Origin of the sequence: Novosphingobium sp. TCA1 (genome assembly GCF_009811895.1) — a bacterium.
Lineage (GTDB): Bacteria > Pseudomonadota > Alphaproteobacteria > Sphingomonadales > Sphingomonadaceae > Novosphingobium > Novosphingobium panipatense_A.
In genome coordinates this window covers 1-23,068 of record NZ_BLJH01000046.1, presented here as the reverse complement: position 1 = coordinate 23,068, position 23,068 = coordinate 1, and the positions used below count along the sequence as shown (strand labels likewise).

At 60.4% G+C, this 23,068-nt stretch carries 31 protein-coding genes; 21 read left to right on the top strand and 10 right to left on the bottom strand.

The window, feature by feature from the left end:
* The first annotated feature begins 72 nt into the window (after positions 1 to 72).
* Entirely contained in the window at positions 73 to 585 is a 513-nt protein-coding gene (locus NTCA1_RS25870; RefSeq protein WP_159832272.1) for a hypothetical protein, read from the top strand.
* 276 nt (positions 586 to 861) lie between these two features.
* On the opposite strand, the gene NTCA1_RS25865 is transcribed toward NTCA1_RS25870, so the two are convergent.
* The 4 genes from NTCA1_RS25865 to NTCA1_RS25850 all read right to left on the bottom strand — a co-directional run bounded on the left by NTCA1_RS25865 (position 862) and on the right by NTCA1_RS25850 (position 4,545).
* Positions 862 to 1,584, bottom strand: coding sequence for a hypothetical protein (locus NTCA1_RS25865; protein ID WP_159832271.1), 723 nt, complete (start codon positions 1,582 to 1,584; stop codon positions 862 to 864).
* Positions 1,585 to 2,047: 463 nt separating this feature from the next.
* Positions 2,048 to 2,905 (bottom strand): DNA N-6-adenine-methyltransferase, encoded by an 858-nt coding sequence (locus tag NTCA1_RS25860; RefSeq protein WP_255490618.1) that lies wholly within the window; start codon positions 2,903 to 2,905, stop codon positions 2,048 to 2,050.
* Positions 2,906 to 2,978: 73 nt separating this feature from the next.
* Positions 2,979 to 3,275, bottom strand: coding sequence for a hypothetical protein (locus NTCA1_RS25855; RefSeq protein WP_159832269.1), 297 nt, complete (start codon positions 3,273 to 3,275; stop codon positions 2,979 to 2,981).
* A 928-nt stretch (positions 3,276 to 4,203) separates the two neighbouring features.
* On the bottom strand, positions 4,204 to 4,545 hold the full coding sequence (locus tag NTCA1_RS25850) for a metalloregulator ArsR/SmtB family transcription factor (RefSeq protein ID WP_159832268.1): 342 nt from the start codon (positions 4,543 to 4,545) through the stop codon (positions 4,204 to 4,206).
* A 90-nt stretch (positions 4,546 to 4,635) separates the two neighbouring features.
* On the opposite strand from NTCA1_RS25850, the gene NTCA1_RS25845 reads away from it, so the two are divergent.
* Both NTCA1_RS25845 and NTCA1_RS25840 read left to right on the top strand, forming a co-directional pair.
* A complete protein-coding gene (locus NTCA1_RS25845) occupies positions 4,636 to 5,598 on the top strand; it encodes an acyl-CoA desaturase (protein ID WP_159832267.1) in 963 nt (320 codons plus the stop codon).
* Positions 5,598 to 6,941, top strand: coding sequence for an SRPBCC family protein (locus NTCA1_RS25840; protein ID WP_159832266.1), 1,344 nt, complete (start codon positions 5,598 to 5,600; stop codon positions 6,939 to 6,941). The genes NTCA1_RS25845 and NTCA1_RS25840 overlap by 1 nt, the downstream gene beginning before the upstream one ends.
* Here NTCA1_RS25840 and NTCA1_RS25835 read toward each other — a convergent pair.
* Complete coding sequence (locus NTCA1_RS25835) at positions 6,938 to 7,630, bottom strand: hypothetical protein (protein ID WP_159832265.1); 693 nt, start codon at positions 7,628 to 7,630, stop codon at positions 6,938 to 6,940. The two genes, NTCA1_RS25840 and NTCA1_RS25835, sit on opposite strands and share 4 nt — an antisense overlap.
* Before the next feature lie 165 nt (positions 7,631 to 7,795).
* Between NTCA1_RS25835 and NTCA1_RS25830 the strand changes: the two genes are divergently transcribed.
* The 4 genes from NTCA1_RS25830 (at position 7,796) to NTCA1_RS25815 (ending at position 11,705) form a co-directional block, all read left to right on the top strand.
* Entirely contained in the window at positions 7,796 to 8,392 is a 597-nt protein-coding gene (locus NTCA1_RS25830) for a recombinase family protein (protein ID WP_159832264.1), read from the top strand.
* Positions 8,385 to 10,037 carry a DDE-type integrase/transposase/recombinase gene (locus tag NTCA1_RS25825; protein WP_159832274.1) on the top strand — a complete coding sequence of 551 codons (1,653 nt, stop codon included), beginning with the start codon at positions 8,385 to 8,387 and terminating at the stop codon, positions 10,035 to 10,037. Before NTCA1_RS25830 ends, NTCA1_RS25825 begins: the two co-directional genes overlap by 8 nt.
* The gene (locus tag NTCA1_RS25820; protein ID WP_159832263.1) at positions 10,037 to 11,014 is read left to right on the top strand and encodes an ExeA family protein; all 978 of its coding nucleotides are present in this window, start codon (positions 10,037 to 10,039) and stop codon (positions 11,012 to 11,014) included. The genes NTCA1_RS25825 and NTCA1_RS25820 overlap by 1 nt, the downstream gene beginning before the upstream one ends.
* A 193-nt stretch (positions 11,015 to 11,207) precedes the next feature.
* Positions 11,208 to 11,705 carry a recombinase family protein gene (locus tag NTCA1_RS25815; protein WP_201282605.1) on the top strand — a complete coding sequence of 166 codons (498 nt, stop codon included), beginning with the start codon at positions 11,208 to 11,210 and terminating at the stop codon, positions 11,703 to 11,705.
* Between the two features lie 52 nt (positions 11,706 to 11,757).
* On the opposite strand, the gene NTCA1_RS25810 is transcribed toward NTCA1_RS25815, so the two are convergent.
* The 3 genes from NTCA1_RS25810 to NTCA1_RS25800 form a co-directional block, all read right to left on the bottom strand.
* Positions 11,758 to 12,159 (bottom strand): type II TA system antitoxin MqsA family protein, encoded by a 402-nt coding sequence (locus NTCA1_RS25810; RefSeq protein WP_159832262.1) that lies wholly within the window; start codon positions 12,157 to 12,159, stop codon positions 11,758 to 11,760.
* A gap of 2 nt (positions 12,160 to 12,161) precedes the next feature.
* Positions 12,162 to 12,470: a type II toxin-antitoxin system MqsR family toxin gene (locus NTCA1_RS25805; protein ID WP_159832261.1), complete on the bottom strand. Its 309-nt coding sequence runs from the start codon at positions 12,468 to 12,470 to the stop codon at positions 12,162 to 12,164.
* 635 nt (positions 12,471 to 13,105) lie between these two features.
* Entirely contained in the window at positions 13,106 to 13,633 is a 528-nt protein-coding gene (locus NTCA1_RS25800) for a hypothetical protein (RefSeq protein ID WP_159832260.1), read from the bottom strand.
* On the opposite strand from NTCA1_RS25800, the gene NTCA1_RS29095 reads away from it, so the two are divergent.
* Positions 13,530 to 14,135: an HNH endonuclease domain-containing protein gene (locus tag NTCA1_RS29095; RefSeq protein WP_306439318.1), complete on the top strand. Its 606-nt coding sequence runs from the start codon at positions 13,530 to 13,532 to the stop codon at positions 14,133 to 14,135. The genes NTCA1_RS25800 and NTCA1_RS29095 overlap by 104 nt on opposite strands.
* A 17-nt stretch (positions 14,136 to 14,152) precedes the next feature.
* On the opposite strand, the gene NTCA1_RS25790 is transcribed toward NTCA1_RS29095, so the two are convergent.
* On the bottom strand, positions 14,153 to 14,536 hold the full coding sequence (locus tag NTCA1_RS25790; RefSeq protein ID WP_159832258.1) for a hypothetical protein: 384 nt from the start codon (positions 14,534 to 14,536) through the stop codon (positions 14,153 to 14,155).
* A 36-nt stretch (positions 14,537 to 14,572) separates the two neighbouring features.
* Here NTCA1_RS25790 and NTCA1_RS25785 point away from each other — a divergent pair, with 36 nt between their 5' ends.
* On the top strand, positions 14,573 to 14,764 hold the full coding sequence (locus NTCA1_RS25785; protein ID WP_159832257.1) for a hypothetical protein: 192 nt from the start codon (positions 14,573 to 14,575) through the stop codon (positions 14,762 to 14,764).
* Entirely contained in the window at positions 14,761 to 15,114 is a 354-nt protein-coding gene (locus NTCA1_RS25780) for an HNH endonuclease (protein ID WP_201282604.1), read from the top strand. Before NTCA1_RS25785 ends, NTCA1_RS25780 begins: the two co-directional genes overlap by 4 nt.
* 120 nt (positions 15,115 to 15,234) lie before the next feature.
* Here NTCA1_RS25780 and NTCA1_RS25775 read toward each other — a convergent pair whose 3' ends face one another.
* Positions 15,235 to 15,576, bottom strand: coding sequence for a hypothetical protein (locus tag NTCA1_RS25775; protein ID WP_159832256.1), 342 nt, complete (start codon positions 15,574 to 15,576; stop codon positions 15,235 to 15,237).
* A gap of 56 nt (positions 15,577 to 15,632) precedes the next feature.
* On the opposite strand from NTCA1_RS25775, the gene NTCA1_RS25770 reads away from it, so the two are divergent.
* From NTCA1_RS25770 to NTCA1_RS29190, 11 genes are all read left to right on the top strand, one after another.
* Positions 15,633 to 16,082, top strand: a complete 450-nt coding sequence (locus NTCA1_RS25770; protein WP_159832255.1) for a phage terminase small subunit P27 family — start codon at positions 15,633 to 15,635, stop codon at positions 16,080 to 16,082.
* The gene (locus tag NTCA1_RS25765) at positions 16,082 to 17,692 is read left to right on the top strand and encodes a terminase large subunit (protein ID WP_159832254.1); all 1,611 of its coding nucleotides are present in this window, start codon (positions 16,082 to 16,084) and stop codon (positions 17,690 to 17,692) included. The genes NTCA1_RS25770 and NTCA1_RS25765 overlap by 1 nt, the downstream gene beginning before the upstream one ends.
* Before the next feature lie 47 nt (positions 17,693 to 17,739).
* Positions 17,740 to 19,062 (top strand): phage portal protein, encoded by a 1,323-nt coding sequence (locus NTCA1_RS25760; RefSeq protein WP_159832253.1) that lies wholly within the window; start codon positions 17,740 to 17,742, stop codon positions 19,060 to 19,062.
* Positions 19,059 to 19,694 (top strand): HK97 family phage prohead protease, encoded by a 636-nt coding sequence (locus tag NTCA1_RS25755; RefSeq protein WP_159832252.1) that lies wholly within the window; start codon positions 19,059 to 19,061, stop codon positions 19,692 to 19,694. The genes NTCA1_RS25760 and NTCA1_RS25755 overlap by 4 nt, the downstream gene beginning before the upstream one ends.
* Positions 19,695 to 19,773: 79 nt before the next feature.
* Complete coding sequence (locus NTCA1_RS25750; RefSeq protein ID WP_159832251.1) at positions 19,774 to 20,934, top strand: phage major capsid protein; 1,161 nt, start codon at positions 19,774 to 19,776, stop codon at positions 20,932 to 20,934.
* A 75-nt stretch (positions 20,935 to 21,009) separates the two neighbouring features.
* Positions 21,010 to 21,225: a hypothetical protein gene (locus NTCA1_RS25745; protein ID WP_159832250.1), complete on the top strand. Its 216-nt coding sequence runs from the start codon at positions 21,010 to 21,012 to the stop codon at positions 21,223 to 21,225.
* Positions 21,225 to 21,770 carry a head-tail connector protein gene (locus tag NTCA1_RS25740; RefSeq protein ID WP_159832249.1) on the top strand — a complete coding sequence of 182 codons (546 nt, stop codon included), beginning with the start codon at positions 21,225 to 21,227 and terminating at the stop codon, positions 21,768 to 21,770. The genes NTCA1_RS25745 and NTCA1_RS25740 overlap by 1 nt, the downstream gene beginning before the upstream one ends.
* Before the next feature lie 8 nt (positions 21,771 to 21,778).
* Entirely contained in the window at positions 21,779 to 22,033 is a 255-nt protein-coding gene (locus tag NTCA1_RS25735; protein WP_159832248.1) for a hypothetical protein, read from the top strand.
* Positions 22,033 to 22,383 (top strand): head-tail adaptor protein, encoded by a 351-nt coding sequence (locus NTCA1_RS25730; protein WP_159832247.1) that lies wholly within the window; start codon positions 22,033 to 22,035, stop codon positions 22,381 to 22,383. Before NTCA1_RS25735 ends, NTCA1_RS25730 begins: the two co-directional genes overlap by 1 nt.
* The gene (locus tag NTCA1_RS25725) at positions 22,376 to 22,783 is read left to right on the top strand and encodes a hypothetical protein (RefSeq protein ID WP_159832246.1); all 408 of its coding nucleotides are present in this window, start codon (positions 22,376 to 22,378) and stop codon (positions 22,781 to 22,783) included. Before NTCA1_RS25730 ends, NTCA1_RS25725 begins: the two co-directional genes overlap by 8 nt.
* Positions 22,780 to 23,064 (top strand): DUF3168 domain-containing protein, encoded by a 285-nt coding sequence (locus NTCA1_RS29190; protein ID WP_159832245.1) that lies wholly within the window; start codon positions 22,780 to 22,782, stop codon positions 23,062 to 23,064. The genes NTCA1_RS25725 and NTCA1_RS29190 overlap by 4 nt, the downstream gene beginning before the upstream one ends.
* Positions 23,065 to 23,068 lie beyond the last annotated feature (4 nt).

Below are 23,068 nucleotides of genomic sequence, written 5' to 3'. Positions count from 1 at the left end.
GGGGTCAATTTTAGACGCCGATCACCCCGCTAAGGGGGTCAATTTTGCACGCCGCTCCACATCGTTGAGATCATGATCATATCGGCCGAGCCTGATAGAAACATGTTTCATTTGCGCACCTATAGCAAAAGATTTGGGTCGAATTCTTGGATCGCAGGGTACGAAGTTGTTAATATTGATCGTGACACCGGTGAGGTAACATATCGTGGCGAAAAAGGCCTCGATATGGACTTGGACTCACTTGGCGGCATTGTCGCGGACGAATACAATTCCGTGATGGTTTGCCTCGCGCTTCTCTCCATGGAATCGACGAAGAAAGAAACCAGCGCTTCCGAAAGGCTCGCTTCGGTAAATCGCGGTCGAGCAAAGGGGAAGCTCCCGCCGATCCCCGACACGATCCGCATCACGCTCGGAAAGCCGACTGTGACGAGTTCGGCATCCATCGGCGCCACCGGCATCACGCAGCGTCCGCACGATCGTCGTGGCCACGTGCGCCGCCTGAAGTCCGGCCGCATCGTCCCGGTCCGCGCCTATTCGGTGCATGGTGGCTCGGGTGTCGCGCGGCGCTACGAAGTGACGGCTTGAGCGAAAGGCCCTCTCGGAGCGATCCGGGAGGGCTTATTCGCGGCGGGGGCGGGGCGGTTTTCTCGCGTGAGCGTATGCGCGCTTCGCGCTTATGTAACTGTCGTGGATGCCGAGACGAGGCGAAGCCGAGTTGAGTGTGAATCTCTATGTAAGGAATTCACATAAATCGAGAAATGGCGGAATTCCGAAGGAAATCGCATGTGAGATGTGAATCTCTATGTAATTATTACTTACTATTATTCTTTCTTTCATTACATAGAGATTCACATAGGTCGATTACGACTTGAGGTATTCGAGCGGACCCGCATTCCAGCCACGCATTGCGCGGTGTTCGAGCAACCCGCGCGCTTGGCGGAAGAAAGACCCGCCGAGAGACTTGCCGGTTGCGGTTTTCGAGTGGAAGGCGGGAAGACGCAGCGCTTCGTTCACTTTCATGACCAGTGCTTGCGCTTTCGACGTAGGATCGTTGATCGCCTCTCTCGGCACCAATACGATGTGGCCGTCGTAATAGTTCGTACCGGGATAATCGACCGGGTGGGAGATGTAGAGCATCCCGATCAGGTAACCCGAGGCCAACGCAAACGGCGCTGCGGCCTTTTCGATCCAATCTTTGTACGCCTGTGAGCACCGCTTTTGCTTTTTGGCGACCGCTATCGCGCGCTTCGGTTCAAAGAGTAGCGCTTCCGCGTACCAATCCGGGTTGCTGAAATCAGTCTGAGTGCCTGTAAACCAAGCTTGCACGACCGCCCTGTGTTTCGCGGCCGCCTGATCGGGTCGAGTGGGTTTGTCGCTCTTTTTCTTAGGTCCGCTGGTGTTTACGATGTGCCCGAGGGAGACCTCGACAGCCCACACTTTGGAGAGTGGAAGATCAACGGGGGCGGGCCTGGGCTTGGCCTTGCGCACAACGTCATAGCCTCCGAGGGCTTCGACAACCTCGCGCACAAAGTGGATGTTGGTAGAGTTCTCGCGGACCATGCGGACCGCGTCTTCGAGGGTCATGGCGGCCGGTTTCTGTCGAAGTGGAGGCGTGAAGTTCGGGTCTGCCGATTGGACCTCACGGAACTCCGCCGTCCGTTTGTCGTCGGCAATGGTCGCAAGAACGTCGGCGGTAGATAGAACCGGGCCGGTCCTGTAGAGAGTAGATTGAAGCACGTATTCACCGTTTAAAAATAAGACGCTCGGAACGTGCAGGAACCGAGCGTCTTGAGATTATTTTTAAACGAAGGTTCGGCGGATGCTTTCCAGCGTTTTGACACTGTCCAGGCCTGCACGCCGAACAAAGGTATTTATACTACGGAACACGAAATTCAGTCCATATATAATTGTGTGCGAAGTTTATTGCCGGGAAAGTATTCGTGCGCTATAAATAGAAGGACGGCTAGTTGATGGGTTTCGACGTTCCGTTCTCCTTATGCATGAGCCGCTCCGTACTGAACGACGGGGCGGCTTTTCTTTGCCGGGTTCATTTCGACGGCAGGAGTGTGGCTCCGATACGGATGGCTAGTTCTCTCGATACGCCGGGAGCCGCCCCCCAGCAGATCAAGCAAACTCCGAACGGCGTTTGTCCTGAGACTTCTGGTTGAAACGGATTTACGAAATTCGGTCGGCCTTTCAGAAAGAGGACATCCGCTACCCCGGCGCAGCGCGTATGGAAGGTGCGGGTGTTTGTCCTCACCGGAACCAGAGCCACGACCGTTTCAACCTCGCGGGTCTCCCACGCCTGGTAGCATCGCTCTAGCCAGCGGGCGGCTTCGCTGAAGGGCGGGTTCACGAAGGCCAGCTTGCCCGACCACCTCGACAGCAAGCCGTTTTCGTCCTGATATATTTCCCGCCCGGCACCGACGAATGAGCCTTCCGCCGCGCAAGGATCAAGGTCGATCGATCCGAAGGTTTCGCGGATTTCGTCGAGCAGCCACGCGGGCGTCAGACGAACATCACGGCGCCCTTTCTCCCAGCATGCCTTTTCGGATTTCCTAGGGCGCGCGGTTTTCGAGACGACTGCAAGCATGGCGACCAGCGATGCAACCTGGCCGGTCCCCCGCTCGATCGCGCGCACGGTCGGCGTCGATAGGCCAGCCCGTTCGGCAAGTCGCGCTTGCGTCCACCCCTTGCGCTTTCGCGCAGTGGCAAGACGCTCACCAAGTGATAGGCCGATCGGCAGACCCGCTATTCGAAACTCGACAACATCTGCCACCGCTTGAAAGGTGGCTATGGATGCCCGGCCCGCTTCAAGGCCGTTTACCGCTTTGCGTGACACGCCCGCGCGCTGGGCGACTTCATCTTGTGTCATCCCGACCGCCTTCCGCGCGGTTCGGATCATCCCCCCAACGTCCAATGCAAAACCTTCGTTACAAAAATGGGAGGAAGCCTTTGCTTCGAAGGGGCAGGGGCCGTCAACCGCGCAAACGTCGGTGCAGGTCCTTCCACTTGCTTTCACTGTCCATCCATTTCGGGTTGGAGGGAAGGGCCGTCGTGATCGTCACATCAGGAACTTTCGCCCGGCATTTCGAGCACCGGACGCGCCTGGCGATCTCGTCAATGTGGCTGGACCACATGTGGTAATGAAACCACCGCGCTAGCTTCAGACCGTCGACCACGGCTTTGTGGCCACAGCGCCCGCACCGACAGGCGACGTTGAATCTCTTCCGCGCGATATCGGAAACTGTCTCCATCTTGATGTTCATGCCCATGAGGCCGCCTTAGCACGACGGAACATAAAGGGTCGATAGCAGGAACGGAAGTGAACGTTCACGCCTGTTCCGTTTTTGCTAAATAAAGGATGAAACAAAAATCCTTGCAGCAACAGTATCCGCGTCTAGCTTCGATCTTACGCGGTATGAAACAGCGCTGCTATTACGAAAAGCATGTATCCTTTCACCGTTACGGTGGCCGAGGGATAGGAATTTGTCAAGAATGGCGAATTGATACTTCCGCATTCATTCGATGGGCAATTGCGAATGGTTATGAAGACCACCTAACTCTCGATCGCATCGATAATAACCGGGGGTATTCGCCGGACAATTGCCGATGGGCATCACATGCTGATCAGCTTCGAAACACGTCGGTGAACAAGTTCTCCATGGAGCGCGCAGAGTGCGTCCGAGCGCTCCATGCGACCGGCGCTTATTCATATCGAAAGCTGGCCAAACTGTTTGAGACGGTGCCGTCGCAAATTTTCAAGATCGTAAAGCGTCAGACTTGGGCTTGAGGCTTCACGCACTCCGTTAGGGTATGCTCTAACGGACCGGACGACGGCAACGGCATTCCTCGCGATCGAGAGTCCGTTAGGATTGACATTGCATTTCGGACCGCACAAGAAACGGACTACACCCTAACGGACTCCCGAGGCCGATCGATGAAGACCATCTTGTACTGCCGCGTATCGACCGCCGAGCAGACCCTCGATCACCAGGTCACCCAGGCCGAGGCCGCTGGCTTTATGTTCGATGAAGTCGTCTCGGATCGAGGCGTAAGTGTAGGCGCTTGCAAACGTAGCGCCTTCTGCTCGCAAACAGCGTCGTATCCTGCTCGAAATAACTGACAGCCAGCGCGGAACCGTGCTCACGCTAGCTGACAACCTGCTCGCCATCGGCCGCGCCTGCTTGCAATCGGAGCGACCTACTCACGCTTTTCGCCAACATCCGCATCAGCGGCATTGCGTCCGCGTGCGAGGCTGGCGCTCTCCGCCTTCAATGGCCGCGACACGGGGCAAACCTCCTGCACGTATGCGTTGAGCGTGTTGGCGAGATTGTCTGCCGCCAATCGGTAGAACACAAATTGACCGCGCTTTTCGCTTGTCACCAGTCCAGCGTTCTCAAGCACCGAGAGGTGCTGTGATACGGCGGGCTTGGACATCTCAAACCGTGACGAGATTTCGCCCGCGCTGAGTTCCGCATGGGCGAGGTAGGCCAGGATTTTACGGCGCGGAGTGGACGCCAAAGCTTCAAAGACCTTCTGCATGCCCGGTAATTAAGGGATAAGCTAAACCCTTGACAAGGGTGGCTGAACGAAGGAGCATTTAAGCTGTGAGTTAAACGCTTGGAGTCTGGAATGACCCTCGATCCTGAACGCTGCCGGGTGAACTCGCTGGTAGAGCTGCCCGGCAGCAGCCCCGTAGAAGGTGTGGTGCGGTGGGATCCGGTGCATTCGCTTTGGAATGGTGCCATGCTTGCCGCCTCGCTGCTGCTGGCTCCGCTGCTATTTAGCTGGGGAGCACTGGCCGCGTGTCTATCCCTGACCGGAGTTACGCTGCTGCTGGGTCATAGTGTCGGCTTCCACCGTCGATTGATCCACCGCAGCTTCGACTGTCCCCTGTGGCTGGAACGGCTGCTGGTCTGGACTGGCACCTTGGTGGGTATGAGTGGTCCGCTATGGATGATCCGCACGCACGACCTTCGGGATTGGGCGCAGCGGCGGGCGGATTGCCATGACTATCTGGCGCACCGTCGCCGGCCGCTGGCCGACGCGTGGTGGCAGATGCATTGCCGCCTGGAGCTGGAATGCCCACCCTCGTTCGACCTGGGGCGCGCAGGACGCGACAGGTTCTACCGCTTTCTGGAGGCGACCTGGATGGCGCAACAGTTGCCGGTCGCCGGGCTTCTGTTCCTGGCGGGCGGTTGGGGCTGGGTCGTCTGGGGTGTGTGCGTGCGCGTCACCCTGTCGGTGTCGGGGCATTGGTTCGTCGGGCACCTGGCGCACCGCACGGGACCGCAGAGTTGGCTGGTGAACGATGCTGGCGTGCAGGCTCACGATGTGCCTTGGGCTGCGATCCCGACAATGGGAGAGGCCTGGCATAACAACCATCACGCCTTCCCCGGTTCGGCGCGGATCGGCCTCTATCCGGGCCAAAGCGATTGGGGCTACGGCTTTGTGCTGCTGTTGGAGCGGGCAGGACTCGCCTGGAACATCGCGCTCCCCGAGCACCTTGCGCGCGAGGGTAAACTGACCAGGATCGCACCCGAGCATGGGCATGAAGCGCAGTCTGGTGCTGCCGCGATGGCAGGGAAAGCGTGATGCCGATCGTTCGGTTTCCCTCCTTCACCGGAACGATGCGGCCGGGACCTTATGCACTCACCGCGCCCCTGCTGCTGCTGACACCGCATCTGGTCGTCGGCCTGCTGATAGTCGCCCGCGGCACGCCGCTGATAGCCGACGTCAGCTTCTGGCTGCTGCCGCTAAGACGACTGGCCATGAGTCCTGGCCTTCCTGCCGGTGACGCTGCTCTGGCGTTTACAGCTTCGCTGGTGGCAGCGGCCGGGCTTGCGCTTACATCATTCCGCCGCGCCAATTGGTCAGGTGCGGGTTACGCCCTCGCTGCAGCCGCAATTGTGCCGGCCGTGCAGATTGCGGCCGCGGTGATACTGGCACTACTACCCAGGTTCGAACGGCAAGATGGCCTGGCTCCGGTACCGGGCGCGAGCATCGCTCACATGGTTCAAGGCGTGCTTGCCGGCGTGGCCATCATCGTCGCGGCCGTACTCGTGTCGGCGCTGACTCTGGGCAGCTATGGATGGAGCCTGTTCGTCGCCACACCCTTCCTGGTGGGCATCACCACCGGTTACCTCGCAAACCGCCGTCTCCTGCTGAGCGGGCGGGCGACCGCACGACTGGTGCTGGCTGCCGCAGCGCTCGGCACGGTTGCGCTCGTGATGCTGGCACTTGAGGGTTTGGTCTGCATCCTGCTGGCCGCGCCGTTGGGCGCAATTGCGGCGCTGATTGGCGGCGCTGCGGGCCGAGCTGTTGCAAAGGTTGCTCATGGCGGCGGCCGCACGGTCGCGAGTGTGGCCTTTCTTCCCGCACTTTTTGCACTTGAAGCGGCCGTGCCGCCCGCGCTGCCGATAGCGGCTCATGGATCTATCGAGATAGCCGCACCTCCGGCAGCGGCATGGGCGGCGCTCACTGACGAACGCGCTATCTCTGGTCACCCCGGCCTGGTGGGAATGGCCGGTCTCGCTTACCCGATTCGCAGCCAGCTACTCGGTCAGGGTGTCGGCGCGATCCGTCTGGGCGAGTTCTCCACCGGCACAGCACGGGAGCGGGTAACTGAATGGGAGCCCGAACACCGGCTCGCCTTCGCGGTGCTGGCCCAACCGCCAGCCATGGAAGAAATGAGTCCCTACCGCCGGGTCCACTCACCCCATGTGCAGGGCTACTTCGAGACAAGCACGACAGGTTTCACCCTCACATCTCTGCCGAATGGACACACCCGGCTCGATATCGAGGCTCGCCATGTCTTGCGGGTCGAGCCGGTGCTCTATTGGGAGCCGTTAGCCAGGCTTGCGATCAGGATGAACTTGTCCCGAGTTTTGGGAGATCTGAAGCAGAAGGCTGAGAGAGCTGGCGTCGATTCCCGTTAGGCGGCTTGCGCCTTGATGCGGAAAAAGGTCGTCTCCGGCCCGATCAGGTCGGGGTCAATGCCGCTCTCATCGGCAGCCAGTTGCTGGATGATCCGCCATATCTCGGGTGAGGTGAGGCGCGCGCCATCGCGGGCGAGCCTGCCACGGTTCTGCTCCGATACCATTCGAGCGAGATCGCCGATGGTTTCGCATCCTCGCGGTAGTCGCCGGCGGTCAAGGTGCCGCAGCCAGAGCCCTACATAGGCGCTCGCTCCGGCGGCGAAGATGCGAGACGGCGGCGGCAACGTCGTGAGGGCGAGGATGGCGGCGGCGATGACGAAACACGAGCCGCCGACGATCCCCAGCCATCCGGCTCGCGTCGCCGGCATCTTGAGGTCGGTATCGGCTTCCAGGTCGCTGAACACGGGCCTCAGCGCGTCACCGATCAACGGTGCCAAGGGAGCATCCGGCCCGACGTGCCGGCCAAATCCGAGCGCGCGTCGAAGCCTGTAGAACGTCATTTGCGTGGCGCATGCTGTGCCGCCCCCGCCGTGAGCCGCGACATGCGCGACGACATGGTCACGCACTTCGCCGAACGTCGTCCAGGGCAGGTTCGAACGCAGGCGCAGATCGAAGGTGCGCTCGATCGCGAGGAAGAAGTCGGCGTCGTCGCCATCGCCGACCCAGCTCGCCGTATCGAGAACCTGCATAAATCTTGCTCCTGAGCGGTTCTGCAAAACGACCCTTTCTGACGAGCCGATCGCCTTGCCTGCCCGGCAACGTAAATCTGCGGTCCGGGCTTTGTCAAAACTGTTCTGGAAACCCGCTTCGCAAAACGGTATGCCTGCGACGGGTTTGGAGAAGATTGGACGCCCATGCGGGTCGGCTATGCCAGGGTCAGCACCAGCGACCAGAATCCCGAGCTTCAGCTCGACGCACTGCGCCGTGCCGGCTGCGACCGGTTGTTCACCGAAAAGGCGTCCGGCGCGCGTGATGACCGGCCTGAACTTGCGCGCATCCTGCAAGACGTGCTGCGCGCCGGCGACACGCTGGTCGTCTGGAAGCTCGACCGCCTCGCCCGTTCGCTCAAGAAGCTGATCGCCACGGCCGAGGAGCTGGAGCGCGAGCAGATCGGGCTGGTGTCGCTGACCGAGAGCATCGACACAACCACGCCGGGCGGGATGCTCACCTTTCATGTGTTCGGCGCGATCGCGCAGTTCGAACGCGCCCTGATCCGCGAGCGGACCACCGCCGGGCTGGTGGAAGCACGCCGGCAGGGCCGCAAAGGCGGACGTCCATCGGTTATGCGGCCGAGCGACGTCACTGCGGCCCGCGCCATGATGATGGAGGGAACGCTCCCGGTGCGCGACATCGCCAAGCGCATGGGCGTGTCGGTCGCCACCCTCTATCGCTATGCCGGCAAGCGCGGCAGCGGCGCACCGGCCAATGAGCCTGTCGCAGCGCATGGCTGACCGGGCGAAGCGGCCGCCCGGAGAGGCGCTGGTCGACCTTCGCCGACGATTGTCGTTGTTGCCGCCACGCGATCCCGGTCGCACCGAGATCGTCGCCCGTGCGGCCGAGGCCTACGGCATCTCGATCTCGACGCTGTACCGGGCGCTGCGCGAGCTGAACCGGCCCCGGTCGGTGCGCCGGTCCGATCATGGCGCGACGCGGGTCGCGCCGCAGGCGGAGATGGAACGCTATGCCGAGATCGTCGCCGCACTTAAGATCAGGACGACGAACAAGAAGGGTCGGCACGTCTCGACCGCCCGCGCCATCGAGTTTCTGGAAACCGATGGCGTCGAGACACCGGAGGGTCTGGTCAAGGTCGCACCCGGCTTGCTGAAGCGGGCCACCATCGACCGGCTGCTCCGCTCATCGGGGCTGGACTATGCCCGCGTCACCCGCCCACACGCGGCCGTCCGTTTCCAGGCGCGGCGATCCAACGAGTTGTGGCACTTCGACATGAGCCCGTCTGACCTCAAGCAAGTCGAAGCGCCGCTATGGATCGAACAGGGTCGCGGCAAACCCACGCTGATGCTGTTCTCGGTCGTCGATGACTGCTCGGGCGTGGTCTATCAGGAGTATCGCAGCGTCTATGGCGAGGACGCCGAGTCCGCGCTGCGTTTCCTGTTCAACGCCTTCGCCGCCAAGCCCGAACCCGAGCTGCCTTTCCAGGGTCTGCCGGTGACGATCTACATGGACAACGGCCCGGTCAGTCGGTCGCGTGTGTTCCAGTCGGTGATGGGCAGCCTCGGCATTCGCGTCCTGACCCACCTGCCGCCGAAGCAGGACGACCGGCACACGGCGGCCCGCGCTAAGGGCAAGGTAGAGCGGCCCTTCCGCACGGTGAAGGAGGTGCATGAGACGCTCTACCACTTCCACAAGCCGAAGGACGAGGCGGAAGCCAATCTGTGGATGCGCCGCGCGCTGGTCACCTACAACAATGGCGGCCATCGGTCCGAGCCGCACGCCCGGATCGAGCACTGGCTGCGGCACCTGCCCGGCGAAGGCATACGCGCCATGTGCTCGTGGGAGCGGTTCTGTGCCTTCGCCCGCGAGCCCGAGCGGCGCACCGTCGCGGGCGACGCGACCGTTTCGGTCGAGGGTGCCTCCTACGAAGTCGAACCAGAGCTGGCCGGTGAGACGGTGACGTTGCTCTGGGGATTGTTCGACCAGCAGCTTTTCGTTGAGCATGACGGCAAGCGGTATGGACCTTACGAGCCGTCGCGCGGCGCGGTGCCGCTCTACCGCTACCGCAAATACCAGAAGAGCCGCGCCGAGGAGCGGCTCGACAAGGTGGTCCGGCTCGCCGACCAGCTCGGGCTGCCCCGTGCGACCGTGACGGGCGGCGACCGTCCGCTGCCGTCACTGCCGCCCTCGACCGCAGGCATCGCAGTCCGGCAGACCCCTTTTCCCGAACCGGTGGTCGAGACGGCATACCCGACCGGGCTCGCCGCGCGCCACGCCATCGTCGACCAGCTACGGCGACCGCTCGGCTCGCTGCCAGAGGCGGACCGCGCCTTCATCGACGCCCTGCTGGGCGAAACGCTCGACAAGACCATCATCGCCGGCCGCATCCGCGAGCGGTTCCAGGCCAGACGGGGGACAAGCTGATGCTCGCCGACGTTCAATCCAGCTACGGGCTCGCCCGCCCGTTTCATGGGGCCGGCAATTTCGAGACGGAGCATCAGCGCAACCTCGTGCGCGAGGTCTGCGCAGCGGTGCAGACCGGTCGGCTGATCGTCGTCTCCGGCCTGGTCGGATCGGGCAAGACGCATCTCCTGCGCCGCATCGAGGACGAACTGGTCAGGGCCGGCAAGGTCGCTGTCGCCAAGTCACTCGCGGTCGACAAGCGCCGCACCTCGCTGCCGTCGCTGATCGAGGCGCTGTTCTATGACCTCTCGCCCGGCGACCGCGCCCAGGTGAAGATCCCCAAGCAGGCAGAGCGCCGCGAGCGCGACCTGCGCGACATCATGCGTAAAGGGAAACGCCCGGTCGTGCTGGTGGTCGACGAGGCGCACGACCTCCACCACAAGACACTGACCGGCCTCAAGCGGCTCATGGAGGTGGTGGCCGATGCCGGCGTGCTGCTGTCGGTCCTGCTCGTCGGCCACCCCCGGCTGCGCAACGATCTGCGCCGCCCGCAAATGGAGGAAATCGGCTACCGCACCACCACGTTCGACTATGAGGGCATAGGTGCCGAGCGCCGCGACTATGTCGCCTGGCTGCTCGGCGTCTGTGCGGCGGAGGGCGTCAAGGTCGCCGACCTGATGGACGAGGATGCGATCGACCTCATCGCCGAGCGCCTGCGCACCCCGCTCCAGATCGAGATGCACCTGACCCTCGCTTTTGAGCAGGGCTTCCGCCTCGCCGCCAAGCCCGTCACGGTCGAGATCGTCGAGCAGGTGCTGTCGCGCGCGATCGACGACCTCGAACCCACGCTGACGCGCAACGGTTACGACGCTGGCGCGCTCGCCAGCCAGCTCAACACCCGGCCGTCCGACGTGCGCGCCTTCCTCGCCGGAACGCTGGACGCCGAACATACCCGCGAACTGACCGAGCGGCTCCGCGAAGCCGGGGTGCCGATATGATGCCAGTCATAAACTTCACTGGCATATATAGTGAGCAGGCCAGTCCTGTTTGCAAGCAGGCACGGATGATGGCGAGCATGTTGTCATTTAGGGTGAGCAGCGCGGCTCGCCCGCTGTCATCTAATCTGAGCAGAAATTCGCGCTGTTTGCGAGCAGCAGGCGCTACGATTGCAAGCGCCTACACGTAAGCGGTGTGTCCACCAAGCTGGCCGACCGCCCGGAAGGCAAGCGCTTGTTCGACATGCTGCGCCAAGGCGATACGCTGGTCGTGCGCTGGATCGATCGCCTCGGCCGTGACTATACCGACGTGACCGAGACGCTGCGCGAATTCATGCGACGCGGTGTCATCGTGCGCACGGTCATCAACTCGATGGTTTTCGACGGTGTCACCAATGACGCGATGCAGATGGCTCTCCGGGATTCGATGATCGCTTTCCTCGCGGCCATGGCTCAAGCGCAGACCGAGACCACCAAAGCCGCGCAGAGAGCCGGGATCGCCCACGCGAAGGCGCAGGGGAAGTACCTCGGACGCAAGCCAAGCTACTCGGCCGACCAGCTTGAGACGATCGCGCGCATGATCGCCGAGGGATCGACCCCGACCGTCATCGCCCGTGCGGCGGGAGTGTCGAGACAGACGGTCCACCGCATCCGGGACAAGCCGCTCGATGCTGCTAGGGTGCTGGAAGCCTGAAGCGAAAAGGGGAGCCAATCGGCTCCCCTTTTGAGTCTCATAGATTGGATCGTTATGCCGCTTCAGCGACTTCGATCTCGCGGACTTCATCGACGAGTTCGGGATGGCGGCACAGGATTTCGATCAATCGGACCGCTGCCGCAGTTGGCTGGCGGCCGCTCTCGTAACGTTGGAAAGAACGAATTCCTCCACCGATGAGGTTCGATGCAGCTTCCTGTGTGAGATCGAGGCGCTTCCGCATTTCCTTCAGGCGAGCGATATAGCGCGCCCGCAATTCGCCCGCGACTTCCTCATAAGCCTTCTGATCGTCGGGATCGAGAATGGCGTCGCCGTCATCCTCGGGATACCACCCCGCGAGATTGATCGTCCGCGAGTAGATACCGTGGCTGATGGTTTCCGGACGTTCCTGACGAGTCAGCGTCTGGCCGGTTTCCGGGTGGATCATGGTACGCATATTCAGCGCTCCTTGAATGAGGTCAGGACGATGTTTTCGATGTCCTCACCGGCAAATTTAATGAACAACTCGATTTCCACGTCGTCAAAAATGTAGGTGTCATGCCAGCAATTCGGATTCACCGGATTGTGAGCAGTCGCCGACTTCACGAAATGCTTAGGTTCGAGTTCACAAATCACTTCGCAGATTTCGGACGGCAAATAGCCGATTGCCTGCGCACTGCGGATCGCCGTCCGTGTCATCGGCCCGTTGCCATTCGCGAAAAGCGACTGGATCGCGGCTAGATCGTGGTGCGCCTTCCTCTTTTCCATGCCCCGCCAATACACCTTCCGGATGTATTCGTCAATCGGGGATTGGGAAGGATTGGGTGCCGATAGAAAACCACTTCGGTCGCATCGCGACTGTCGAAAATATGCGCTACGGAATATTTCTATCGATGAAAGGCGCGGAAAACTGCGGTTTTCGCCAAATGCGCTTTGGAGCCTGTCACCTTGAAAAATTAACGCAATCCGCGTAAATTCCGTTGTGCAAATGACACGGGCGTCAGCCTTGTGGAGATCGAGACCCCCCATGGTTGCCGCTGTGGGGGGTCAATCATTTCATGCCTTCGGGGGGACAGGTTGCCGCCCGTCCCCCACTCCTAGCATTCTACTTACGGCAGACCTCGACCAGCTTCAGGACAAATGTCCCGAAGCAGAGGAGAAGCGTAAGGAGGATGCAGACGGCTGCAAATGACACATCTGTCTCCTTATGGTGTCGACAAGAGGAATTCCCGCCGACCCCGAGTGCATAGCAAAACGGGGGAACCAGAGTCACTTAAATCGGCGGCTTATCCACATGGCCCCCGAAAAAACGCGACGGATTGCCCGGATATCGCCGCTGACACGATGAGCAGACGCTTGCTTAATCTATGTCCGCATTTCCCGACAATCGCCGCAGATGGCACTCACTTGGCGACCTCTTCCATCGCGGCGAAGTGGCTGACTTGCAGCGTCACCATCGCGGTGTCCCCGGAATCGCTTCGAAGCTGGACCGAGACAGTGCCGTCCTTTCCGTATTTGGCAATTTGGTCGGCTGTCAGATCGATGAAGAATCCCTCGGTCATGAAGCACAGGCGGTCACACATCTTCACGTCTTTCGACCCGATGACGAACGGCGCCGGTTCCCCGCCTGCAAAAACAGCCGTGCGATAATGGCGCCAGTTTCTCGCCGAATAGCGCACGAAACCTTCGACGGTCAGTTTACCCAGGACCTCGCCTTTCCGAATGCGCTGAAAGAACGCGACGACTTTCGTATCATCGGAAATCTGATTCTTCTGAGCGGGAGAGGTATATTCGAAGCGCTTCGCGAAGTCGTCAGTCGCTTTATCAATGATGACACCGTTGGTTGCAGTGACAGCGCTCTTAACCAGCGCGGCATGGGCTGACATAGGAAAGGACAATACGGCGGCGGCGATCAAGGCAATACGTTTCATTACATCCTCAAGCAAAAGGGCTTCATTCGACCTACTTATCTATATGCGAATGAGGGGATTTGTACATCGCCGTGCTAAATATCGGGTGGCTAGACGACCCCGAACACGCAGCGCGCAGACCCTCCGAGCGAGGGAAAACCTCTATCGATACAAGGCCAGCAATTTCCGCTCGGCGATGCGCCGCCGGGCTCCCGACCTCGATAGGCCTTCACTGGACGACCTAGAAGCATGGCTCCGAGCGCAGCCACTCCGATGTGCGTACACACACCGCCCGCTGACCCTCGACACCATTACGATCGATCACAGGATGCCGCTCGATCGAGGCGGTGACCACACGCTCGGCAATCTCGTCCTAGCCAGTAGCCAGGCGAACGCGGCGAAGGGGACGATGTCGGCGGACGAGTTCCATGCATTGCTCGACCTGATGGCGCTGTGGCCGGATCGCGGCGCATCGGTGCTTCGCCGCCTGCGAGCAAGCGGATCGGTTTTCACCCGACGCTAAATATCCGCATGGATCACTTATACGATGATGACGGACAGATCAGCATGTCCGCGAAGCTTTGGTGCCTCGACGTTTTCGACGGTCGCACTATGCTCCTGCCTGAGCAGGAAGCCGAATTCCTCTTCCTGATCGAGGAACGCCGGGATGGTCGGTTCTATGCCAGCGCGACCGAGGCGTACGTCCTTGATTTCCAGCGCGTCCAAGGCCGCTTCGCGATGATGGTGCAGGAACTTGGCGATGACGAATGATGTCCTCAAAGCGATCGGGATCACCAATGCCCTGATCTTCGGCGCGGCCGGGTTTGTGTCGCTCATGCCATTCGTGCCGCTCGCCCTCGACGTTGCTTGTGCGATCACTGCGACCAGCATGATCACCATCGCGGGTTGGCTGTCCGCCTTCACCGTCTCCGCAGTGCGAAAGGCACGGAAGGCGAAGCCATGAAGGCGCCGTCTCGCGAGGATGTCGCTCAGATCATCCACCGCCATATCACGTCGTGGTCGCCCGGCATGAGCCCCGACAAGGCCATCGCCAGCATCTACGACATGGCCGATGCGATGATCGACTATTGCCACTTGCACTACGTGCAGCCGTCTGTCCTGCCCGGCCTGCCAAGTGGTGGCGACCTGTGAGGCGAGACGATCGGTCGGACGAAGCGAAGGCCTATCGTCGCCTCTACAACACGCGGGCATGGCGTGACCGTAGGCTCGCTCTACTGAGTGCCGAGCCCATGTGCCGATATTGCAAGGCGCTCGGCCGGATCACCGCCGCCACGGTGGCCGACCATATCGTCCCTCACCGTGGTGACCGCGAACTCTTCGCGGGTGAGCTTCAGCCCTTGTGCCAATCGTGCCACTCGGCGGTGAAGCAAAGGGAAGAACGCGGCGGATATCACAGCGCCGTCGACCTGGACGGCTACCCCATCGACCCGAACCACCCGAACGCGGCATCGCGCACGAATATTGCGTCCGAGGCTAAATAAAGGTGCGCGCACCTGCTCGAACGTTGCGGGGAGGGGGTGGTGCGATCACTAGGCGGCACAGGCCGCAGACCGGCCGCCAAGTCGAATTTTAACGGCCGCAGTTCAGCAGGTTATTTTTAGTCAAACATCGGTCGGGAATGCCGCGTCAAAGGTAGGCGGGATATTTCCCTTTTCCTTGTAACGCCCGCTCTCACACCAAAATCCGACACTATTATCGGGACGCTTACCTTCTGATTGCGCGAATGCGGCGGTATTTGCATTTAAAAGCCGCGCGGCCATCATACAGTTATTCAAGTTGTACGCCGGATCGCTTTCATCTGCGTCGAATGTTGCCCAATGAACGCGCACGGTTCCGAAGGGCGAGTTCCGATAAAGCGTCACCGGGTTCGAACTACCGCCTTTCGCCGGACCGCATGCTGTGAGCATCGCCGCCGTCGCGCCAATTATGAATGTCCTGAACACACGCCCCCCGCTGCCTCAAGAGCGACGGTTCGTCGCACCGGAATAAATAACCGGTAATGCCGAATACAGCAGTCCCCACCCATATCAAGCGATTGAGCGGAAACCCGGGCAAGCGCCCGCTGAACGATAAGGAACCGCAGCCGATCGGCGCGCCCGCCGCTCCGAAGGAAATGACGAAGACCGCGAAAGAGGTGTGGAAGCGACTTGTCGCGTCCATGCCGGTCGAAGTCTATACCGCCGCCGATACTCATATCCTCGCCGCATACTGCGAGGCGGTCTCCAATCACCGCACAGCGACACGGATGATCGCGGCAAAGGATTTCGAGCCGATGATCCCCGGCTCGACCGGCCAGCTAACCGTCAATCCGATCTACAAATTGCAGTCTGACCAGGCGCGGTTGATCAAGGAACTCGGGCAAAGGCTTGGCCTCGATCCGATCGCCCGCCAGCAAATCGCATCCGATCCGGGCGACGATGAAGACGAGTTCGCATCGCTGGTTCACTGATGTTGCGCGATACCGAGCGCGCCGATCGCGTCATTCAATTCATCGAGAAACTCACGATCCCAGATGGCCCCGCCCTTGGTCAGAAAATCGTCCTCGACCAGTGGGAGATCGATTGGATCAGGGACATCTACGAGCCGGTCCGCGAAGACGGTCGCCCGGTGGTATCCCGCGCGGTTCTGTCTGTAGCCCGTAAGAACCGAAAGTCGCTGCTAGTCGGCGGTTTGGTGCTGGCGACCCTCATCGGCCCGGAATCGCAGCCCAATGCACAGATTTACAGTGCTGCAGTCGATTTTGAACAGGCGAAAGTCATCTTCGACATGGTCGTCAAAATGCTCGAATTCGCGCCGTCGCTACGCCGTCACCTCAAGATTGTTGAGAGCCGGTCGCGCATCGTTGTGAAGACGAGCGGCGCCCGTGGCCGGGGTTCGGTCTACCGGGCTCTCTCCGCGACGAACAAGGGTAAACACGGCCTTGGCGCTGACTTTTTTGTCTACGATGAGTTCGGAGAGGCGAGCGACGACGAACTCTGGAACGTCCTCTATGACTCTCAGCAGCTTCGCGCGCGCCCTCTCGCCGTGGTCATCTCCACGCAGACGAACGATCCGCTGCACCCTCTCAGTTTGCTGATCGATGATGGTCTTCGTCGGGATGAAAACGGCAACAAGCTCGATCCGACTACGGTCTGTCATTTGTACGCGGCTGATGAAGATTGCGACATCCTGGATGAAGCGCAGTGGCTGAAGGCCAATCCGACCCTTGCGACCTGGAAGCCACGAAAGCAGATCGCCGAAGCAGCCGCCGAAGCAGCGCGCCGTCCGGAAAAGGAAGCGAATTTCCGGCAGCGCTACCTAAATCAGCGCGTCAATCCGTTTAGCACTCTGATCAGCCAGTCGGCATGGAAAGGCGTTCGTGCGCCGGACGAGCAGCCGGTCGAGTTTCACCCCGGCGAGCCGGTATACCTCGCGCTCGATATGTCGAAGCGAGACGATCTTACCGCGCTGGTCATGATCAGTGCCGACGATGTCACGCGCGTGAAAGCATGGTTCTGGAAACCGGCGATCCTGGTGCCCGAGCATGCCAAACGGGACGGCGTGCCGTATGACGCTTTCGCAAACACAGGATGGCTCGACACAGTTCACGGCGCCATGATTAAGCCGCGTACGATCGCGGAAAAGATCGCCGAACTATCGGCACAATACGATGTCCTCGGCCTTGCGTATGACCGTTTCTTCACCGCCGAATTGATGAATCACCTGGAAGAGATTGGCCTGTTTCCGGTGAAGGGAGAGCGGCAAAGCGGGGCCTTGCGGGTCGTTGATTGGGGTCAGGGCTGGGTGGACATGTCCCCGGCCGTCACCGCGTTCGAAGAGGCGATCGTAACGCAAACCCTCGTGCATGACGGCAACCCGCTTTTGACGATGTGCGTAATGAATGCCCTCGTGATGACCGATTCCAAAGGTAATAGATCGTTCGACAAGGCGAAGTCGCGGAACAAGATCGACGGTGCGGTCGCGTTAGCAATGGCGCTCGGCCTTAAGAACCGTGAGAGAATTGCAGCGCCGATGACTTCGCCTTGGGAAGACCCAAACTACCGTATGCCGGTGCTTTAATCTGCCATCCGAGCGCGCTGATCTATCACCGATAGATAAATACCGGCATGTTCAATTTGTTTGAAGCGAAGGAAACACGCTCCCTCGAAAACCCGGCTGTTTCTCTGACCGATCCCAACGCGTGGCAGGAAGCGTTCAACGCGCCCGGCGCCGTGACTGGCGAGATGGTGACCGAGGCAAAGGCATTAGGCGTCACGTCTATTTGGCAGGCCGTCAATGTCATTTCCGGCACGATCGCGGCCCTTCCTCTTCACCTGTACAGGCGCACTGCAGACGGCTCCGAAAAAGACGCGAAGAGCCCGCTGTACTACGTCGTCCATGATCGGCCGAATGACCACCAGACGGCTACAGAGTTCCTCAAGTGGCTGGTTTCCAGGCTCTTGCTGTCCGGCCGGGCCACCGCCTTCATCTCGCGGAACCGTGCTGGCCGCGTCATTGGCCTTTATCCGCTCGACGGCTCGAAGCTGACGGTCGAACAGGCACTTTCTGGGAATGCGGTGGTTCGGAAGTACCGATATGCCCTGACGACCGGCACCGTGACGTATGACGCGGCAAACGTAATCGATATCGTGCATTGCCCGGCCGGGGACGCAGTCGATCACTACAATCCGATCACTGTAAACCGCGACGCTATCGCCCTGATGATCGCAGCGCAGGCCTACAGCGCGAAGCTTTTCGGGAATGGTGGTGTCCCGCTTCTCGCTCTGAACTCCAAAGTCGACACGACCTCGCCGCAAGCCGCGAAGCGCGCGACAGACAATTTGCTCGATAACCTGCGGAATAGCGCCAGGTCGAAAAGCGGCATTCTCTTGCCGCCTCCGGGCCATAGTCTTGACCCCATCGGACTCGATCCCGCCAAATCGCAGCTTGTCGAACTTCGCAAGTTCATGCTTGCGGAGACCTCGCGGATTTTCAACGTCGCGCCTGCGATCCTCCATGACCTTTCGAGCGGCACGTACAGCAACGTCGAACAGCAGAATTTGTCGTTCGCCACACAGACTTTGACGCCGCTCATCAAGGCGATCGAGCAGGAAATGAATGCGAAGCTTTTCGGCCCGCGCAATAACTCCGGTTACGTAGAATTTTCGATGGCTGGCTTGCTTCGCGGCGACTTCGCAGCGCGCATGGAAGGTCTGCAAAAGGCCGTAAACGCGGCGATTTACACGCCGAATGAAGCGCGCGCTTTCGAGAACCTTCCGGCCAAGGAAGGCGGGGACGAACTGTTCATCCAAGGCGCGTCGGTGCCGCTGTCTCGCCAGCTTCAGGAACCGGAACCCGCCCCGGCGCCCACTTCACCCGCAGATGATCCGGTCGAACCGGACGATCAGGCCGACCCGGCTGACGACACCGAAAATGAGGATGCAGAATGACCACCCCTACTACCAATGAAACGCGCCATTTCGCGCTGGCCGATGTCGAAATCCGCGCGAAGACTGACGATCAGGAAGGCCGGGCCACCGGCTACGCAGCCGTTTTCAATTCCGATAGCTACGACTTGGGCGGTTTCGTCGAGCGTATCGCACCAAGCGCTTTCGCCGCATCTCTTCGCGCGGTCGCTGCTGGGGAAACGAACGTGTACGCGCTGTGGGCGCATAAGGACGACCAGCCCCTCGGCTCGACCGCCTCCGGGAAACTCACCCTGTCGGAGGATGCGCACGGCCTCGCCTTTAGCATGGATACCACCCGCATGAACCCCATGCAGTTGGATGCTTTGCGAGATGGCGACCTTCGCATGAGCTTCGGATTCCGCGTCCGTGAAGACAGTTGGCGCGAGTTGGACGACGGCACGATCGAGCGGACGCTGATCGCAGTCGAGTTGTTCGAAGTCAGCTTCGTGATCAGCCCGGCATACCCCGCCACCGAAGCCGCCATGCGCTCGCTCGAAACCTGGCGCGCAGCAAAGGTCGAAGAAACCGTCGAAGAAGAAAAACCGGAAGCGGTAAATGACAATATGCGCTCCGAATTGATGAAGCGCGCGCTGACGAGGCGCCTGATTAAGTAACCATTGCTCCAAAGTCAAGAAGTGAAGCTGCGAGACTAAATAATTCGCACCCATTTCATGACTTGGAGCGAATACTTTAATGAATGCTACTGAGCTTCGCGCAAAGGCGCTGGAGATTTCTAACAAGGCCGCGATTGTAATCGCGGAAAACGACACCCCGGAAAAGCTGGCCGAAGCGCAGCGTATGCTTGATGACGCAGATGCGTTCGAAGCCCGCGCCGCTAGCCTCGAAAAGATCGAAGCCCGTCAGGCCGCATACGAAGCTGCCGTCGAGCGTCTACCGATCGAGGCAACCAAGGTTGAGGAACGCTCGGCTGACACCGCAGAGGCTGTCTTTGCCAAGTACGTTCGCGGCCGGGCGACTGGTGCCGAAGTGCGCGCCGCAGGTATCTCTGTGGACGAGGACGGCGGTTTCCTTGTTCCTGTGGGTTACGTTCCTCAGATTATCGAGAAGATGAAGGCCTATGGCCCGATGCTCGAAGGCGGTCCGGTCACCTACTGGACGACCGAAAGCGGTAACAAGCAGGTCTTCCCGACCGGCGATACCACGGCGCAGAAGGCGACCATCATCGGTGAAGGCGTCGTGATTCCTGAGCGCGACGTGAAGTTCGGTCAGAAATCCCTGTCGGCGTACAAGTACACCACCGGCCTTATCAAGGTTTCTTCGGAACTGTTTCAGGATTCGAGCATCGACCTTGTCGGCTATATCCAGAAGGTTTTCGCCTCGCGTTGGGGTCGTGGTCTTAACGAGCATCTCACTGTCGGCACTGGTGAAGGTCAGCCGGAAGGCATCGTCACCGCTGCGACCGTCGGTCACACGTCGGCCTCTGCAACGGCCCTTAGCGATGTCGATATCCTTGAACTGTACCACTCGCTTGACCCGGCATATCGCGCAAACGCTGGATTCATGTTCAATGACGCCACTTTCAAGGCCCTGCGCCTTCTGAAGGACAATCAGGGTCGTATGCTGTGGCAGCCCGGCCTTGCATCCGGTTCGGCTTCGACGATCCTCGACAAGCCGTACTACATCAACCAGGACATGGCTTCGATCGCCAGCGGCAACGCTACCGTACTGTTCGGTGACCTGTCGGAGTACACCGTGCGTCGCGTCGGTTCGCCGCGTCTTCGTCGTCTCGACGAACGCTTTGCCGACACCGATCAGGTCGGCTTTGTCGGCCTGATGCGCTACGATGGCGCCCTGATGAACCCGGACGCGGTCAAGAAGCTGGTGCAGGCGTAAGCTGACCAGCCTTTGCGGCACGAATTGGGGCGGTCCGGAAGGGCCGCCCTTTTTCGTACCGAACTAAATACGTCCATGAAGGTACGTATGAAATCGGCCCTAGCAGGCCCCACCACTAACTATAAGCCCGGCGACATTGTCACCACTGACGAGGGCGCCCGCTGGGTGAAGTTTGGCATTGCCGAACCGTTCGAAGCACCCTCCGCAAAGCCTGTCGGTGCTCTCGAAACCGCCACCCGCGCCGCTGTGAAGGAAACCGCCACTCGCCGCCGGACCAAGGTGGCAAAATAATGGACTGGCTTCGTCTCAAGCGGGTGACCGCACCGGCTGACCCGATGCTGACCCTCGATGAGGCGAAGCGCCACCTTTACCTGATGCACGATCAGGACGACGATTATATCGAGCACCTGGTCGAAGTCGCCTCCGGCTATATCGAAGGACCGACCGGGGCGGGAATTCCTCTGGCGGTCACGCAATGGGTCCTGACAATGGACCATCTGCCGCGATGCTTCGACATCGACCTGTGCCCCGTGCGCTCGATCGACGGCATCACCGTGGACGGGGGAACGGTCTCGCCCGATCTATATTCGGTCGACCTGGACAGCACCCCTGCGCGCGTGAAGGGCCATTATCTCCCGCAATGCCGCTCGGACGTGGGCCGCGTGAAGGTCACTTTCACGGCCGGATACGACGTGATCCCGGCTGATCTAAAGCATGCGGCGCTGATGCTGATCTCGCACCTTTATGAAAACAGGGAAGCGTCCAGTACGACCAAGCTCGCGGAAGTTCCTTTCGCTGTCTCGGCGATCCTCTCGCGATACCGAGCTTTCGGCTAAATACCTCTATGAAGCGGGTATTTTTCACGAAGGACTATCACCACCGGCTCACCGAGCGTGTGAGCGTGACCTATCGCGCCCATTACGAAGGCGAGGTGGAGGATGATGTCGCCGACATCGCGATCGTGCGCGGTTCGGCCATTTATTCCAGCATCGCCGAGGACGATCTCTTCAATCACGCTGAAATCGCCGCGCGCGGCGACGCGATCCGGCAGGAATATCAGGAATTCCTCGACCGCGTTCTCGAAGACGAGGCGGACTGATGGCCTACACGCCTCCCCGCACCTCGGAATTTCGCCACATCGTCTCGATCGAGCGCCCCTCGGAAGTCCGAGATGATCTCGGTGGCTTCGTGACGGCGTGGGTGCCAGTCTATGGTCCCGTCCGGGCCTGCATAATGGCCGAACGTGGCGGTGAGGAAATCCGCGCGCTGCGGACCACCGGCATCACCCGCTATGATGTCGTGCTCCGCATTCCATCGGTCGAGGTTTCGGTCGGCGATCGGATGATCGACGAAACCGGCGCAGCTTACGATATCAAGTGGTCCGGCGATCTCGAAGGTCGCGGCCGCCAGGTCAACATCCTGGCCGAACGTGGTGGCCTGAATGGCTAAACGGATTGTCGACGCATCGCAGATTGCCGCCTTCAATGCCAAGCTGGCAACGCTTCCGGCCGCCGTGCGGGATGCGACCGAAGACACCAATTCGCGCTATGCGACGCTCATGGGAAAACGCGGAAAGAAAATCGCTCCGCGTGGCGAAGACGGTGACCATATCGCCGATACCATCAAGGTCGAGCCGGGCGATCCAGACCTGATGGAACATGTCGTCTCGGTCGGTTCGGACGAGCTTCCTTACGGCGTCCCCCTCGAATTCGGTCACGTCGCTGCGGACGGTTCTCACGTCCCGGCCAATCCATTTTGGGTGCCGCTCACCAAAATCTTCCGCAAGCGCCATCGGACCGCCCTTCGGCGCGCCATGCGCAAAGCGCTCAAAGGAGCCCTTGGTATATGAGAGACCCTAGCCTTCCACTTCAGAAAGCCGTCTTCGCAGCGCTTACCGGCGCCGGGCTCGATTGCGTCTATCACACCGTACCGCCGAAAACGCCGCTTCCATGGGTCGTGATCGGTGAGGACCAGGTTCTCGCAGAGAATGAATCTGCCGAGATGTACGAATGCTTCGTGACCGTATCGGCATTCGCCCGGAAACCCGACCACAAGGCCCTTGCGGCGACAATCTGGCCCCTGTGCATTGTAGGGACACAGATTCACGGTAGGCATCGACGTCAGGGGTAGCCAA